This is a genomic window from Blautia coccoides (assembly GCF_034355335.1).
In the GTDB taxonomy this organism is placed as follows: domain Bacteria; phylum Bacillota; class Clostridia; order Lachnospirales; family Lachnospiraceae; genus Blautia; species Blautia producta.
This window is the reverse complement of sequence record NZ_CP136422.1, coordinates 4,906,065-4,922,051: the sequence shown is the minus strand read 5'-3', so window position 1 is coordinate 4,922,051 and position 15,987 is coordinate 4,906,065. Positions and strand designations below refer to the sequence as shown.

The following is a 15,987-nucleotide window of genomic DNA, read 5'->3' as shown; positions in this document are numbered from 1 at the left end:
GCCTTATGATAAACTAGATAGGAAGAACAGCAACTGTCCGGCAGGTCCGCACCTTATGGGGTGGATCGTGAGAACATGTCTGCGGCAGGCGGAATCCATGGCTGAAAGGATATAGACTCTGAACAGTTGCGAAGAATGTTGAAAAGGAGAGCGTGCCATATGAAAGGTGTAGAACTGAAAAAGCTGATACAGGAACTAAGGCTGTATAATAAGACACCGGATATTGATATTTCCAAGAACAGGATCACCACCCCGGATATTAACCGTCCAGCATTGCAGCTGACAGGGTATCTGGAGCATTTTGAGAATGAGCGGGTACAGATAATCGGATATGTAGAGTATACATACCTGCTTCATTTGGGGCGTGAGAAAAAAATAGAGGCCTTTGAACGTTTTGTTTCCAGTCAGATTCCCTGTGTGATCTTCAGTACCATGACAGAACCGGATGAGGATATGCTGGCTCTGGCTATGAAATATCAGGTACCTATTCTGGTCACAGAGCAGACAACCTCCACTTTTATGGCTGAGATCATCCGCTGGCTGAATGTGCAGCTTGCGCCCTGTATCTCTATCCATGGTGTTTTGGTGGATGTATATGGTGAAGGTGTGCTGATCATGGGTGAGAGCGGTATCGGAAAAAGCGAGGCAGCTCTGGAACTGATCAAAAGAGGACATCGTCTTGTCAGCGATGACGTGGTGGAAATCCGCCGTGTCAGTGATGTGACCCTGGTAGGTTCAGCGCCGGATATTACCCGTCATTTCATCGAACTGCGGGGTATCGGGATCATTGATGTAAAGACCCTGTTTGGTGTGGAGAGTGTGAAGAACACCCAGTCTATTGACCTGGTCATCAAACTGGAAGAGTGGAACAAAGACAGAGAATATGACCGTCTGGGGATGGAAGAGGAATATACAGAGTTTTTAGGCAACAGGATCGTATGTCATTCACTTCCTATCCGACCAGGCAGAAATCTTGCTGTCATTGTAGAGTCCGCTGCTGTCAACCACAGACAGAAAAAGATGGGCTACAATGCGGCTCAGGAGCTGTACCGCCGTGTACAGGAAAATATGGCAAAGAAGAGAAGCGAGGAGGACGAAGACTGATGGCTGCATGGTGTTTTGGAATAGATTTGGGAGGAACCAGTGTAAAATGCGCCCTGTTTCAGACAGATGGAACCGTGGAGGAAAAGTGGGAGATCAAAACCCGCGTGGAGAACGAAGGAAAAGAAATTCTTCCGGATATTGCTAAAACGATTCTGAAGAAGATGGAAGAGAAAAAAATTGAAAAAGAAAATGTAACCGGTGTGGGAATCGGAATTCCCGGACCTGTAAATGAAAACGGAGAGATTCCCTGTGCAGTTAATCTTCACTGGGGAAGGAAGAATATCGAAAAGGAACTGGCAGACTTGACAGGTCTTGTGGTAAAGGCCGGAAATGACGCAAATGTGGCAGCCCTGGGCGAGATGTGGAAGGGCGGAGGAGAAGGCTCTAAAAACCTGATTCTGGTCACTCTGGGAACCGGTGTTGGCGGTGGTATCATTGTTAATGAAAAAATGGTGACAGGCGCTCACGGAGCCGGCGGTGAGATCGGACATGCATCTGTGGAGATAAATGAGGAAGAGGCTTGTAACTGCGGCAACAAAGGATGTCTGGAACAATATGCTTCAGCAACGGGTATAGCCAGACTGGCAAGGCGTGCTATGGCATCCTGCCAGGATGAGTCTGTACTGCGCGGTATTGGGAATGTGACCGCAAAGGATGTCTTTGACGCCTATAAAGAGGGAGATGCCCTGGCTGCTCAGGTGGTGGATCAGTTTTCGCGTTATCTGGGCAACGCTCTGGCTGTGTTTTCCTGTGTTGCAGACCCGGATGTGATCGTGATCGGCGGCGGTGTTTCCAAGGCCGGACAGGTTTTGATCGACTGTGTTGAAAAATACTACAGACAGTATGCATTTACAGCCTGCAAAGACACAAAGATCAAGCTGGCAACTCTGGGCAATGATGCGGGCATTTACGGTGCAGCTAAATTGATCCTGAGTAAATAATGTAAGAAAAAAGGTAACAATGCCCGTAACGGTTCAGTACCACACAGTTACGGGCAAAATAAGGGAGCAGCATCTATTGGTTTGAATAGATGCTGCTCCCTTTTCTATGACTTACTCTGTCTCACCGCCGGTTCCCTCTCCGCCTTCATCAGGAGGAGTTGGAGTATCGGGATTGTCGGGAGTATCCGGTGTGTCCGGGTTGTCCGTAGGTGTATCACCTCCCGGATTATCTGTCGGTGTGTCACCGGGAGTATCCGGCGGCGTATTATTGTCTGTGGGCGGATTAGCCGGGTTGTCTGTGGGGGTATCTGTCGGTGTGTCAGCAGGCGGTTCGTTGGTTTCCTCCGCCGGCGGAGTATAGACTCTATTAGAGTGTACATTACACCGTTTCTTTGGAATCTCGTCGGATTCAAAATACTCCGTTATAGTTGGGCAGGCATAATTGGGAAGAAGGCCTGTCTCACTGCAGACGGTGGCTTTTTCCACTGTGGCCGGCATCTTGAAATCCGTATCTGTCTTGTCCTCATGGAGCCTCTGCATAACCTTGCGCCATAAATCCTGATGATAAGTTCTGTAATCACCGGACGGCAGTTTTGTGTTGTCATCGTATCCCGACCAGACCGTGCAGGTGTAGTAAGGGGTATATCCTGCAAACCAAAGGTCATTATAACCCTCTGTTGTACCTGTCTTACCGGCTACATGCATATTGTTCAGCTGTAGTCTGGTACCTGTACCATGGTCTACAACATCCTCCATAGCACTGGTGAGCAGATATGCGGTACTTGGTTTAATGACTTTTGTCTTTTCTGGTGTATTGTCAAGGAATACATTGCCATCTTCATCCAGGATCTTTGTGTAAAACATAGGCTTGATATAAGTTCCGTTGTTGGCAATTGCCGCATAGGCGGCAGTCAGTTCCAGGTTGCTCACACCTCTTGTGATACCACCCAGAGCGGTGGGCTGTCCGATATCAGAGTACACATTGCCGTCTATGGTGAGTGTATCCACAATAGTGGTGAAACCGAATTTAAGCAGATAATCATATGCAAGCTGTGGTGTTATATCGGTAATACATTTTACAGCTACTACGTTGACAGAATTAACAATCGCTTCCCGTATTGTTGTAGGTCCGCCGAAGCTGCCTGTCAGCCAGTTGTTTACCGGTTTGCCGCTTTTGTATTGGTAAGGTTCATCATCATAGACAGTTGCCAGTGTCTTGCCGCACTCATTCAGTGCCGGCGCATAGGTAGACACAATTTTGAAGGTAGAACCGGGCTGCCTTACCGTTCTGGTGGCTCTGTTCAGGGACAAACTGGTTGCTTTTTCACCGCGTCCGCCTACGATCGCTTTCACATATCCTGTATGCTGGTCCATAATGCACATAGAGGACTGGGGCTGAGGCGTAAAATATTTCTGCTCCGCAATGACTGTGCTTCCATCCTCGGTCTTGGCTGCCTTAAAGGCTTCTATATAGGATTCGGCCTGTTCCTGGCTGTCAAAAAGAAGAGAAAAATTAGGATCTTCAGCCTTGAAATAGGTGGTCATCATCTCTTTGCTGAAATTTTCCTCTGTCCCGTCTGGATGGGCGATCGTCAGTGCATAATCAAGTCCCACCTGTGTCCCGGCAGGGAAGTTTTCCGGGTTGCTGTATTCCTCGTCGCAAATCTGCTGGATCTGCGGGTCCTGTGTTGTGTAGATACGCAGACCGCCACTGTACAGAGCATTGTAGGCCTGCTGTTCGGAATAGCCTTTCTGAGTCATCAGGTCGTCGATCACCTGTCTTGTCAGCTCATCGATGAAGTAGGTATAAGTATCGTCCTCCTCAGAGGATTCCGCCTCTACTGCCTGGATGCGGTCATAAACATTGTCTGCCAGACATTCGTCATATTGCTCTTTTGTAATATAACCCTGGTCCAACATGTGATCCAGGACATCTTTACGTCTTTTCGCGTTCTCTTCCGGATTGACTGCCGGGTTAAAACGCGTTGGGTTCTGGCTGATACCAGCGATAACTGTGGATTCCGAGAGTGTCAGCTCGCTCACATCCTTATTAAAATAACCGTGTGCGGCAGCCTGTACACCATAATTGCCATTGCCCAGGTTGATCGTATTCAGATAGCTCTCCAGAATCTGATCCTTATCTTTTAACTGTTTTTCAAGCTGGATGGCCAGGTACTGTTCCTGGAATTTACGTTTAAAACGTTCCACCATAGACTCATTGGTCCAGTCTTTGAATACATTGTTTTTCAGAAGCTGCTGAGTAATGGTACTGGCGCCTTCTGAGAATTTAAAACCACTTGTGATGCCTTTTACCCCCGCGCGGACAATACCGCGCAGATCAATACCGTTGTGTTCATAAAAACGCTCATCCTCAATGGCGACTACTGCATGCTGCAGATCTAGAGGAATTTTATCAATAGTGACCGGCATACGGTTAGAGTTAGGTGCTGTCAGTTTCTGAAGCTGATTGCCGCCAGAATCATAGACAAAGGTTGCTGAACCGATTGGCATTATATTTACGTCCCTAATATCCGGCGCATTATCCAGCAGACCCTTGAAGGCACCAAAACCTACGCAGCCGCCGATTACCATAATGGCAATCAGGGAAATGAAAATGATGCGTATAAAAGAAACATGGGCTTTCTTCCCCATCATGGTAGAGCGGGAGGAAAGCGAATTACGCTTCTTGTCAGTCGCACGTTTTCCAAAATTCATGTAGTTTGCCTCCTTTTCCTGATTATATACCATACCCATACCATCTATACAGAATCAGGCCGAACCATGGCCTGCGGAATCCGTTTTCCGGTAAAGATAAGAGGGCAATATAAGCAGTATACGTCCCTATTATAGCAAAATGGCATACCGAAATAAAGTAGAACTTATAAATTTAATGGAATTTAAGAGAAAAGTTATAACTTATAGCAATTTTTTTGGAGTGATATTGTTGTGTACAGCAGAAGGTGTGATAGGATGCCCACCATCTTGTAAGGGTAGAAAATTTATGGTACGCAGTTTGAAATAAATATTATTTAAATTGTAAACGTTTGCAAAAATGGATCATAAATTCAATGAAATAAATATAACAACAATATAAAAGGGGGTAAATGAACAAAAAACTGTGAATTAAAGAAAAAGTTTTTCATAAACTGTAGCAAACGCGATGTAACTTATGCCCAAAATGGATGAGATAATTTTATTGAAAAGGTAAAAATGCACAAAATGTATTGACAAAATCTGAAATAAAGGATACGATAAAAATGTAAACGTTTTCGTAAATAAAAAAGACTAACTATTAAAGAAAGTCAATAAATAGTTTCAAAAACAGAGATGTTTTGAGTATAGTGGCGATGACTTATTCATCGCAATCAGTACCTTGAAAATTGCATGACAAATAGAGCATCGAGTATGATGCTCTGACAAGAAGATATGATGTTGGAAGAATTAGATTGCTTTTTGGTATTGCTGTCCAGTGCGTTCGAGATGATAAATTAGCCGAACTAGTTTCTTGGTCGCGTGAGACATTGCAACATAGTAATGCTTGCCTTCAGCTCGTTTCTTGGCAAGATAAGCCTTGTAGGTTGGATCCCATAGACAAACATATGCGGTTGCATTAAACAGAGCATATCTAAGGTATCTAGAACCACGTTTTTCCATTCTGGCATAACAGTTATCTAACTGGCCGGATTGATAGGTAGAAGGCGACATTCCTGCATAAGCAAGGATCTTATCTGGAGAGTCGAATTGGCTAAAGTCACCTATTTCAGCAATAATCATGGCACCCATTCGATAGCTGATTCCAGGAATGCTAAGGATTGGAGAATTGATTTCATCCATGATGACTTTAATCTCGTTTTCAATCTCTTCGATTTCAGAATCTAGCTCTCTAATGAGCTTAATGGTGTGCTTTAATTCAAGCGATTTAGCTGGCATATTTGAACCGATAGAGGTTCTTGCAGCCTCTCTAAAAGCGATAGAGGTTTCTTTTGTGTAGTGGCCTTTAGATGCGGTTTCAAGAAGATTTGAAAGTCTTGTGAGATGTGCATTAGCTACCTGTTTTGCACCAGGAAATTCGTAGAGTAACTCATAAACAGAATTCTGATGAAGTGTTGGAACAAGCTTTTCTAACTCAGGGAAAAGGATACATACAAGACGGGATATAGATGTTTTAAGCTTCGCGCGTTCTTTAACTTTATCAAAACGATAGCGAGTAAGTGACTTAAGCTCTTCGTTGTGATACGATGTGTCTGAGTAGGACTTTAAGTTCACGTCAGACATTAGCATAGAAGCAATTGTATGGGCATCAACTTTATCCGTTTTCGTCTGTCTAAGGCTTAGACTTTTTCTGTACAGATTAGTATGTAACGGGTTGATAACAAAGGTGGCCAGACCTTTATCAAGCAGATATCCGAGAAGATTGTAACTATAGTGTCCAGTGGCTTCTAGGCCTACTTTTACTTTAGAAGCATCTTCCATAACGGATTCTATTTTCTGATAAAGCTCGTCGAACCCATCGAGATTGTTTTTGATGGTAAAAACTTACTAAATTTCTGATTATCTTTTCATAAGTTGGTAAATGCCGATATATCCCGTATTTTAGGGCTTTATCGGTATTTTCTTTTTGGAAGATACCTTGCATAAGCTGGCATTTACCAGCATGAAAATGCAACCAAAAGTAGTAAATGAGTAGTAAATATAAGCTCCGATATTAACAAGCCAGTCTTTCCAGTTCTGCTTTTGCAGATTGAAATGTACCGTGTGCATAATAGCCAAGTGTCATGGTTATGTTAGCGTGTCCCATGAGATATTGCAGAGTGTTTGGGTTCATTCCTCTGTTTGCCATATTCGTACAATAAGTATGTCTGAATGAATGTGGTGTGATGTTCGGTAACTTGTCCGTGTGATACTTGTTATACTTCTTAATCACCCCTCGCACCATGCCCTCATAGTTTCCTGCAACTTTAGGCAAGCCCTCACGGTTTAAGAATAGGAAATTGCTGTAACCACCTACAATCAGCGGTTGTGCCTTTCTTCTGTTCTTTAGTATTCTTTGGATTGCTTGATAAGCCCGTTCTGTCAATGGAAGTTCCCGTTTTCCGTTTTTGGTCTTTGGCGTTTCAATATAGTAGCCCATTTCGCTATCTTTCAATAACTGGTGGTCTATATTGAGTATTCTGTTCTGCATATCAATATGCGTCGTCAGTCCGCAAAATTCAGAAATACGAAGTCCCGTTTCCAGCAGAAGCACAACCTCATCATAATACTTACTATAAATCTTGTCCTTTTCCATAAAGGCAAGCAGGCGTTCTTCCTGCTCTGGTGTAAGGATAACTTTCTGTTCCGTATCATCTTCCAGAACATCACTCAGCTTAAATTCAAACGGGTTCTTTCTGATACAGTCGTCTTGTATCGCCATGTAAAATGACGCTTTCAAGGAACGCTTATAGTTATCAATCGTTTTATAGGCATATCCTTTTTCACTCATTCTGATAGCCCATTCTTTAGCGTCCGACTGCTTGACAGTATCAATCGCCCTCATACCCAACGGGTCATTTTTCAGAGCGTTCATAAGATACTGTCGTCCCTTTTCAGTAGCCCTCTTGATGTTCTTTCTTTGGCTGTTCTTCTTCTCGTAAAGCTGGCAGACTGTTATTTTACCGCCGACTGTGTCGATACCGTCGTTAAGGTCTTTTTTTATCTGTGCTTCTTTTTCCCTCAACGATATATCATCACGCTTTCCAGCAGGTGTCTTGTCTGTCGGTACAAGTTTCCAAGAATAGATAAATTGTGGCTTTCCGTATATATCGGTATATTTATAAACGTATCTTCCGTCTTTTCGTTGGCTCTCTCCATTACGCAAATTGCGATTTTTACTGTCTTTTCGTTTTACATTAGACATAGTGTAAAGCTCCTTTCCGTCATGGAATGAGCCGTGATACGCTATACCTTATTATACCATATCTACGGCTCAATGACATTAGATTTCGTCCAATGTATCTATGATTTTTTCAAATTGTTTTCGCTTAATCTGAATACGGTTGCCGTTCACGATAACCCAGCCAGCGTCAAGATTTTCTTCGGCTAATTTACGCAATTTCTTTTCGCCAATGCGGAAGTATTTAGACGCTTCTTCAATCGTCAGCGTATATTTTTCCCAGATAGGCACATCAGTATTGTTCATAATCTATGCACCCCCTTTACTGTGTGTCATTTTTTACAAGCAGGCAGACGGCTTTGGAAAACTCCGTTAGTATCTCAACTATTCCCATTTTTGTGGGCAGAACCGCACCATGCGGACGTATCATTATTCTGTGAGGATAGGTCGTGGCAAAACGACTTTTCCAACAGTCGCTCTCGGATCACTGCGTGGGTCGCTCGCTTTCTTTTGAAAAGGTCGTGGCGTACAGTCCCCGTGGCTCGCTATCTCACAAACGTATCTGTCTGCTTTATTCAGTTGTCAAAGAGCTGTGGCGAAAGCGTGTTGCTTTCATGTGTAAAAACAGTAGCGGAGCAGGAAAGAGGGGGGGACATTAAATCATGCTCCGCTAAAAACTGCTTATTCTTCTGGTTCTAAGTTCATATCTTCAATATCAAAACCTAAAATCATTTTGATAAGTGCTTCTCTGATACGTCCTTTTAACTCCATATCTACAACGATATAAACATTGTCGTATTCATCATAAAGTGAACGTAAACAGCATTTTGATATGTAAGGGTCATAAAATGCCAGCAATTTCTCAATCGCTTTTTCGTTTCCGTCCATAGCTGATGAAATCAAGTAATAGGACGGCTTCTTAAATAACTGTTTCATTTTCTATTGTTCCTCCTTGAGTATTTTTTTCATAGTTTCCAAAGCATGATGTCGGTTTCTAAATACACCGCTTTGCGTGATTTTCTGTAAGTTGGCAATTTCACTTTCTGTCATTTCCAAGAAGTAATACATCAACAGAGTATTGCGTTTTCTTTCTGGAAGTTTCTTCAAGGCTTCTGCCAGTTCATCATCAAGGACACGAATATCAATGCCACATACTGAAAAGATTGTATAATCTGTTTCGTAATCGTCCCAAACAGCCATTTTATCTACAAGGACATCTGGTAATTCGCTGAAAGATATTTCTTTATTCTTACGGCGTTTTAATTCCTTGTAATAATCTTTCACGACACTACGGACAACTTTCTTTAAACAACTTTCAAAACGACATTGAACTGTTTTCTGGAAGTCAGACGGTTTCATCAATCTCACCCCCTTTCCTTTATGATTTGAAAAGTGTTTATCCCTCTTTCCGCACCATATAAGGACAGCTAGGTGTGATTTAATGACCTCTTTTGAAAAATTTTTTAATTTTTTTCGGGTATGAAAAAAGCCCGCACAAAACATATAGTCTGTACGAGCCTTTAAAGCTAAAACATATTCAATTTTTAATAGTGTGCTATTAGGTGGGATTTGATTGCAAATAATTGTACTTAAAGCTTTCCATAACGCAAGCCCCCTTAAAGCACCGTATCAATGTTGGCATGGTTTTTCAAATTACTCTGAAAAATTATGAACTGTTCCTTTTGGAAATGTAATTGTCAGTCTTGTATATTCTTTTTCCGTAGAAGCAATATCCAATTTCAAACCCAATCTATCGCATAATTTTTTCGATAAATACAGTCCCATACCCGTTGCATTTGCTTTGCTTCTATTTGAACCAGTAAAACCTTTTTCAAATACACGGGATAAATCAGATGTTTTTATTCCACAGCCGTTATCTTCAATCACAAGCAGTATATTTGTTCCGTTGTCTTGACTGTATATCGTCAGTTTATTTTCCTGCTTATCAAAATACTTAATCGCATTTTGCACGATTTGAGATAGAATGAATGTCAGCCATTTTTCATCAGTATAAACGACATTCTCTATGTCATGGATATTGATAATTACTTTCCTTTCCATAAGTGCATGACGGAATTTCAGAATGACATTATGTATCACTTCGTCCAACTGCAACTGTTTTACAAAATAGTCTTTTTCTGTATTTTCACTTCTTGCATAATAGAGCATTTGCTCCACTAACTGAAATATCTTGTCTGTTTCTTTTTTTAACGTGTAATTTTTCGCATTATCAAACGTCAAAGACAATGCTCCTATCGGTATTTTAATTTCATGGGCGAAACTTTCCACATATTCTTGATAATCCTGCTTTTCTTCTGTGATTTTATCGATTTCATCATTCATAGATTTGCAGGCTTTTTTTAGTGCGTAGTAATAGGCTTCATTTTGAAATTCTTTTGGCTTTGGTAAAACGTCTGCAATATAGTAGGCTTCTTCCAGTCCATCTACTAAATCAATAATATGTTGTGAAGCGTTACGTTTCTTCCGATACAAGCACCATTGAAAAAGTCCTTGTATGCTGATGAACAGAATTACCAGCAATACAACAAACAGCGTATCTACACCGTAGAAAATCAAAAGAAATGTTACTAAGGCAAGAAAGAAAAGTTGAAACAATATCTCTGTTATTTTTTCTTCTAAGAATGTAAAAAAGTTCACAGTTTCCAACCCTTTCCTCGTATATTTTCTAGTAAGTGAACAATACCGATTTCTCTCATTTTCTTTTTTAGACGGGTCATATTAACCAGTAATACATTTTCGTCCAAATAATACTTGTCGTTCCACAGCTTTTCCAGCAGTTCTTCTTTACTAATAACTTTATCTTCGTTCATAAAAAAGTAGTATAAAATACGAAATTCATTTCTTGTCAGTTCAATGCTTTTCTCTTGATAATTCAAAATGGATAAATGTAAATCAAGGGCACAATCTTTTTTGACAAGCTCACGGAAATTATTCGGGTTTGACAACTGCAATGCACGCTTGATCTTCTCAAGAAGAATAAGCGTGTCATACGGCTTTGTGATAAAGTCAATCCCACCCACTTGAATACTTTTCAATTCGTCTGCATTTGTATCTCTGCTTGTTACAAAGATAATAGGTACTGGCATGACTTGTTTTATTTTCCTGCATACTTCATAGCCATTTTCATACGGCAGGTTAATATCAAGCAGAACCAACTCTACGGAATACTGCTTTAGTTCCTCTGGTAGATTTTCAAAATCAGTCAATAAAACTGTTTCATATCCTTGTGTTTTTAGTAATTTAGAAAGCTCCAGACGAGTGATTTCATCATCTTCGATAATTGCTAGCCTCATTTTCACACCCCCTTGATTTATCATCATAATAATTTCATAGCAGGAGAGCTAGAATAACCTAACTCTCCTCATTGATATTTCGTTTGAAACCGATATATGTTGCTATCCAATAAATTCCATAAATTAGGAAGAAGAAAACTAAATTTAATCCGAAGTAAATTAAATAAAGATATTTATCTCCTAAAATTTGCTGATACACATTATTCAATGATGACATCATCACAAAAGAACATACTATTGACGATATAGCAGGGACACAAAATAATATCAATAATTGTTTTCTAACTGTCTTAAATAACGACTTATCATTTACACCTAATCTTCGTAAGGTCAAATAGCGATATTTGTATTTTGAAGAGTCACTTAATGATTGAATAGCTAAAATCGTACCTACTGCGGAAATCAAAATGAATGCAATATACATAAATAGACTAGCTACCATTGCAGTCATTGCTTTTTGCTCTTCAATCGCAGACCCTCTAACAGAGACTCTATAATACTCATAATCTTTTTCGCCATTTTCATCTTTTACTGCTAATAAATGATTTAATTCTGTGTCTATCTTTTCTGATAATTTTGTCGTTGTTTCTTCTTTTGTATCAATAACTAAATGTTGTTCACATATTTCTAAACCTTGTACATAGCTATCAGGAACAATTATAACAAATCTACCACTATTGACTAGGTTTCTCCAATAAGATTTTGTATCATATCCTTTTAAAGTTAATTTTTTATCGGATAAGCTAATGGTTTCAATGTCTTTATTATCCTCAATTCTATAAGATTGTTTGCTATCTGTAACTATAAAATATTCGTTATTTTCTAATGAGAGTCTATCCATACCTCTTATTGAAAGTAATTTGTTATAATCGCTTAGCTTCATTACTGGGTCAAATTCATAGAACTGCATACCATAATAATTTTGTATCTGATGATTTGGCTCTTTGTAAATATTATATTCAAAGTTTTCCTTTATCGTATAATCTTCATCTACCACATTTATATATTCTTCAAAATTGTCAAATGGTGGCATATCGTCAAATACATGAACGTCATAAGGTGCAATTAAATTTACACTTATTTCATATGTTGCTTTATTGATACTAGAATAGTTCAAAGCCAATAACGAAACTAAAATCAACATTGACAATGTTCCAAATGTAAAACTCATAGTTCGTGCTTTTGACGCAAAAGTTCTTATTACAAAAAGATTATCTTTTTGGTATTTCGTTTTCTTGCTCTTTAGCAAAACAGACAAGAACATATCTGCACAAGTCGCAGATATACCATAAATACCAATAATTAACACAATAACACTAATCATCAAATAAGTAAGTGTTTCCTGCTCACTAAATTTTTCCATAGTACAGCGTGAATGCCACAGAAAAAGTGAAGCAATAGTAAGGATAATGCTGATAATAAAGAAAATGTTCCTTTTTTTGTTATTGCGGAACATTTTCTTTTCATTCTGCTTATCAAAATAAAGAAAATCATGTACCGTCATTTTTTTAATTCTTCGTAAAAGATTAACTAAAACCAATACATATATTGCCAAAAAGTAAATTGCAAGCAGTCCTACTGAAATAAAATTTAATGAAATGAAGATAACTTCTGGAATACCCAACAATTTTATAATCACTAATGACACAAATTGACTGAATACAAAACCAATAGGAATAGCTAAAGTTAAAGCAAGAAAACCTAACATTATATTTTCAATTACAAGTAATCTTGCTATTTCTTTTTTTCTAATTCCAAGAAGCATATATGTTCCAAGCTCTTTACTTCGTTTTTCAAACATGAACCTTGTCGTATAGTTAATTAAAAAGCATATTACAAAAATGATAAGAATATTGACAGCAAGCAATGTATTTTTAAATGTGCCCATACTGGAAGATAACTTTACTACTTCATCTGAACTTGCCACTAAGTTAAAAGCAAATATAAGAGAAAATGCGATAGTAACAGTTATCAAATAAATCAAATAATCTTTAATATTTCTTTTTGTATTTCTAACCGCTAACTTACCTAACATTTCCCACTTCACCTCCGAGCAAGGTTAATATATCCAGTATTTCATTGAAGAAATCTTTTCTGCTTTTTTCCCCTCTGAAAATCTCATTGAATATCTTACCGTCTTTCAAGAACAGAATACGTTCACAGAAAGACGCACTAAACGGGTCATGTGTTACCATTAAAATAGTAGCCTGCATTTTCTTGTTGATGTCAGACATTGTTTCTAGTAACAATCTGGAAGATTTTGAGTCCAAAGCTCCCGTCGGTTCATCAGCTAAAATCAGTTTTGGTTCATTGATTAAAGCCCTCGCACAAGCACAACGCTGTTTTTGTCCACCCGAAACTTCATAAGGAAATTTTGATAAAATTTCTCGAATACCTAATTTGTCGGCGATAGTATGAACCCGTTTCTCAATCTCGGCAGGGTTCTGTTTGTTGATAACCAATGACAAAGAAATGTTTTCCTCAATCGTCAAGGTATCTAAAAGGTTAAAGTCTTGAAAAATGAACCCTAGATTTTCACGTCTGAAATCAGCAAAATCTTTATCCTTGATTTTGGTAATATCTTGATTATTAACTGTAATGTGTCCGCTGGTTACGGTATCAATCGTAGAAATACAGTTTAATAGGGTAGTCTTTCCAGAGCCACTAGCTCCCATGATTGCGACAAATTCGCCCTTATCCACATACATAGAAATACCGTCTACTGCCTTTGTGATATTTCCAGAGTTACCCCCGTAGTATTTTTTTACTTGTTCTAAATTCAAAATGTGTTCCATTAAAAATCGCTCCTTTCTTCCTGCCACATTTATTTGTTTGGGAATACAATTAGATTATAGCAAGGGCAGTATTCAATTACACTTACAGTTTTGAAAGTAAACGGAGAGCAAAAGAGCCGTGATAATGCAGATCACAATTCTGTGAAGCATTTCCACGACCCCTTTATTATAATTTTACCTTTGTCTTTTTCGTAATGGTATAAATGTATTCCTCTGGTGTAGGGCGTTTATTTCCAAAATACTTTCTGAAATTCGCCTGCACTTCTGGGTCGGTACTGTTCATAGCTTCATCAATCGTAGCTTCAATATCAGCCCAAACATCAGCCAATGATACACCGCCAGCCTTTGCTCCAGCTTTCAATGCTTTTTTTATATCTCGTTTTTTTAGTCCTATCATGGTATCACTCCTAAATTCAATCGTCTATTACTGTAAAAACTTCTTCAATCGTTACATGAAATGTCTTTGCAATATTCCAAGCTAATACAAGAGAGGGATTGTATCGTCCTTTTTCAAGGTTGCCAATCGTTTCCCGTCGAACACCGACTGCTTTCGCTAAATCGTCTTGTTTCATATCATATTTTGCCCTAAATTCTTTAATACGGTTTTTAATCATTACATATTCCCCATTTTTCTTTCATTCCAAAGTATGCGGTTGATATAGAGTAAACAATTACAGAAATCGCCCACCCTAGAGCCAATCCATTAGTAAATGCTTCATTTCCAGAACTTTGTTTTATCAAGAAAGAATATAATGTAATGCAGGCTGTGGCAATCATTCCACAATAGAAACCACGGGACGCTGATTTATTCATATATTCATCTAACATTTCATCTTGTTTCATAAACCAATACTCAAAGTTTATTGCAAATACAAAGAAAGGTAAAAATTCCTTTTCATTACTCATAACACCGATAACACCTAATAACGAAAGAAAACCAGTTGCACCATACAAAAACTTTCTTACTGTCATAACATTCACTCCTTATGTGGTATATTTCTATCTTTACAAGAGAAATATACCACATTTAGAAGTCGTTTGTCAATCCACTTGCTTATCCAACAATCTTCCAGTTGCTATCCTTATGTAGCACAAGTTCATACTGCGATACCTGCGTTGCCTTTGTCTGATTATCAAGGAATTTCACAGCTACTTTAACTTTTACATTGTCCCCGTCCTTTGTGAAGATAGGGTTTACCAGTTCAGAATAAAGATAGTCCCTGCCGATAGGTTCAAGCACATTCCCCGATACATAATAGGCAAGCTCTTTTTCTGTGGCTGTTGGATAGAGCTTAAAGAATGTTTCCAGAAAAGAGGTAGCGTCGTTGACGGTATCAGCGTCTACACTTGCGTCTGTTTCTGGTGTCTTAGGCTCATAGTCCGACTTTTCGATTACTGGTGCAAGGGTAGGGTTCTGAATGATTACCATATCCCCGTCAGCGTCTACATGGACTTTTACAGTATAGGTTGCCTTGACATTACTTGTCTGTTCTCCCTCTTTTATCTGCTGATCTACTTCGTAGGTAGCAGAAAAAGTGTCCGTTCCCGATTGCTCGATATGCCATACAATCACATCTGTAACTGTGGAGCTGGTCGGTATATCCGTTCTGATTGTATCAACATTCAAGTCCTGCAATTCCTTTGTCAGATAACCGTTGATTGCCTGCGTCCTTGCTTCGATAGCTTCTTTGCTGTTACTCCATGTGTAATAGGACTTTGCAAAGTTCTTTACGAAATTTTCTATCCCGTTGGTGTCCTGCAAGCGAAGTTCAATGATTTCTTTTTCATGGGTCGTGTGCTGGTCGATAGCCGTAAAATTCTTATACACCCCAAAGCTCACGCTTGCGATAAGCACCACCCACAACGCAATCACGGTTTTCTTATGTGTGCCTACCTTGACAGTACGCACCTTTTTTTCTTTGACATTTTCTGTCTGTTTCTTATTCTTCTTAAACATATTT

The 15,987-nt window shown here is 39.3% G+C and carries 15 protein-coding genes and 1 pseudogene; 2 read left to right on the top strand and 14 right to left on the bottom strand.

Annotation, left to right across the window (positions count from 1 at the left end; all coding sequences use genetic code 11):
* Positions 1-159: 159 nt before the first annotated feature.
* Positions 160-1,104 (top strand): HPr(Ser) kinase/phosphatase, encoded by a 945-nt coding sequence (gene hprK / locus BLCOC_RS22150; protein ID WP_018596902.1) that lies wholly within the window; start codon positions 160-162, stop codon positions 1,102-1,104.
* Positions 1,104-2,045 carry an ROK family glucokinase gene (locus BLCOC_RS22145; protein WP_018596901.1) on the top strand — a complete coding sequence of 314 codons (942 nt, stop codon included), beginning with the start codon at positions 1,104-1,106 and terminating at the stop codon, positions 2,043-2,045. Before hprK ends, BLCOC_RS22145 begins: the two co-directional genes overlap by 1 nt.
* Before the next feature lie 111 nt (positions 2,046-2,156).
* Here BLCOC_RS22145 and BLCOC_RS22140 read toward each other — a convergent pair whose 3' ends face one another.
* From BLCOC_RS22140 to BLCOC_RS22075, 14 genes and pseudogenes are all read right to left on the bottom strand, one after another.
* A complete protein-coding gene (locus BLCOC_RS22140) occupies positions 2,157-4,760 on the bottom strand; it encodes a PBP1A family penicillin-binding protein (RefSeq protein WP_115623378.1) in 2,604 nt (867 codons plus the stop codon).
* A gap of 726 nt (positions 4,761-5,486) precedes the next feature.
* Positions 5,487-6,578: pseudogene (locus tag BLCOC_RS22135) on the bottom strand (IS110 family RNA-guided transposase); the annotation flags it as partial.
* Between the two features lie 172 nt (positions 6,579-6,750).
* Positions 6,751-7,941, bottom strand: a complete 1,191-nt coding sequence (locus tag BLCOC_RS22130; RefSeq protein WP_115623377.1) for a site-specific integrase — start codon at positions 7,939-7,941, stop codon at positions 6,751-6,753.
* Positions 7,942-8,019: 78 nt separating this feature from the next.
* The gene (locus tag BLCOC_RS22125; protein ID WP_002347229.1) at positions 8,020-8,223 is read right to left on the bottom strand and encodes an excisionase; all 204 of its coding nucleotides are present in this window, start codon (positions 8,221-8,223) and stop codon (positions 8,020-8,022) included.
* Between the two features lie 375 nt (positions 8,224-8,598).
* Positions 8,599-8,853 (bottom strand): helix-turn-helix domain-containing protein, encoded by a 255-nt coding sequence (locus BLCOC_RS22120; RefSeq protein ID WP_074034212.1) that lies wholly within the window; start codon positions 8,851-8,853, stop codon positions 8,599-8,601.
* A gap of 3 nt (positions 8,854-8,856) precedes the next feature.
* Positions 8,857-9,276, bottom strand: a complete 420-nt coding sequence (locus BLCOC_RS22115) for an RNA polymerase sigma factor (protein WP_074034215.1) — start codon at positions 9,274-9,276, stop codon at positions 8,857-8,859.
* A gap of 294 nt (positions 9,277-9,570) precedes the next feature.
* Positions 9,571-10,575 (bottom strand): sensor histidine kinase, encoded by a 1,005-nt coding sequence (locus BLCOC_RS22110; protein WP_074034231.1) that lies wholly within the window; start codon positions 10,573-10,575, stop codon positions 9,571-9,573.
* Positions 10,572-11,231, bottom strand: a complete 660-nt coding sequence (locus tag BLCOC_RS22105) for a response regulator transcription factor (RefSeq protein WP_074034217.1) — start codon at positions 11,229-11,231, stop codon at positions 10,572-10,574. The genes BLCOC_RS22110 and BLCOC_RS22105 overlap by 4 nt, the downstream gene beginning before the upstream one ends.
* A gap of 58 nt (positions 11,232-11,289) precedes the next feature.
* Positions 11,290-13,266 (bottom strand): ABC transporter permease, encoded by a 1,977-nt coding sequence (locus BLCOC_RS22100; protein ID WP_074034219.1) that lies wholly within the window; start codon positions 13,264-13,266, stop codon positions 11,290-11,292.
* Positions 13,256-14,026: an ABC transporter ATP-binding protein gene (locus BLCOC_RS22095; protein ID WP_074034221.1), complete on the bottom strand. Its 771-nt coding sequence runs from the start codon at positions 14,024-14,026 to the stop codon at positions 13,256-13,258. Before BLCOC_RS22095 ends, BLCOC_RS22100 begins: the two co-directional genes overlap by 11 nt.
* Positions 14,027-14,192: 166 nt before the next feature.
* Positions 14,193-14,423, bottom strand: a complete 231-nt coding sequence (locus BLCOC_RS22090; RefSeq protein WP_074034222.1) for a hypothetical protein — start codon at positions 14,421-14,423, stop codon at positions 14,193-14,195.
* A gap of 16 nt (positions 14,424-14,439) precedes the next feature.
* Positions 14,440-14,640 (bottom strand): helix-turn-helix transcriptional regulator, encoded by a 201-nt coding sequence (locus BLCOC_RS22085; protein WP_074034224.1) that lies wholly within the window; start codon positions 14,638-14,640, stop codon positions 14,440-14,442.
* Positions 14,633-14,998, bottom strand: a complete 366-nt coding sequence (locus BLCOC_RS22080; protein ID WP_009265876.1) for a DUF3796 domain-containing protein — start codon at positions 14,996-14,998, stop codon at positions 14,633-14,635. The genes BLCOC_RS22085 and BLCOC_RS22080 overlap by 8 nt, the downstream gene beginning before the upstream one ends.
* 82 nt (positions 14,999-15,080) lie before the next feature.
* A complete protein-coding gene (locus BLCOC_RS22075) occupies positions 15,081-15,983 on the bottom strand; it encodes a conjugal transfer protein (RefSeq protein ID WP_074034226.1) in 903 nt (300 codons plus the stop codon).
* Positions 15,984-15,987: the final 4 nt, after the last annotated feature.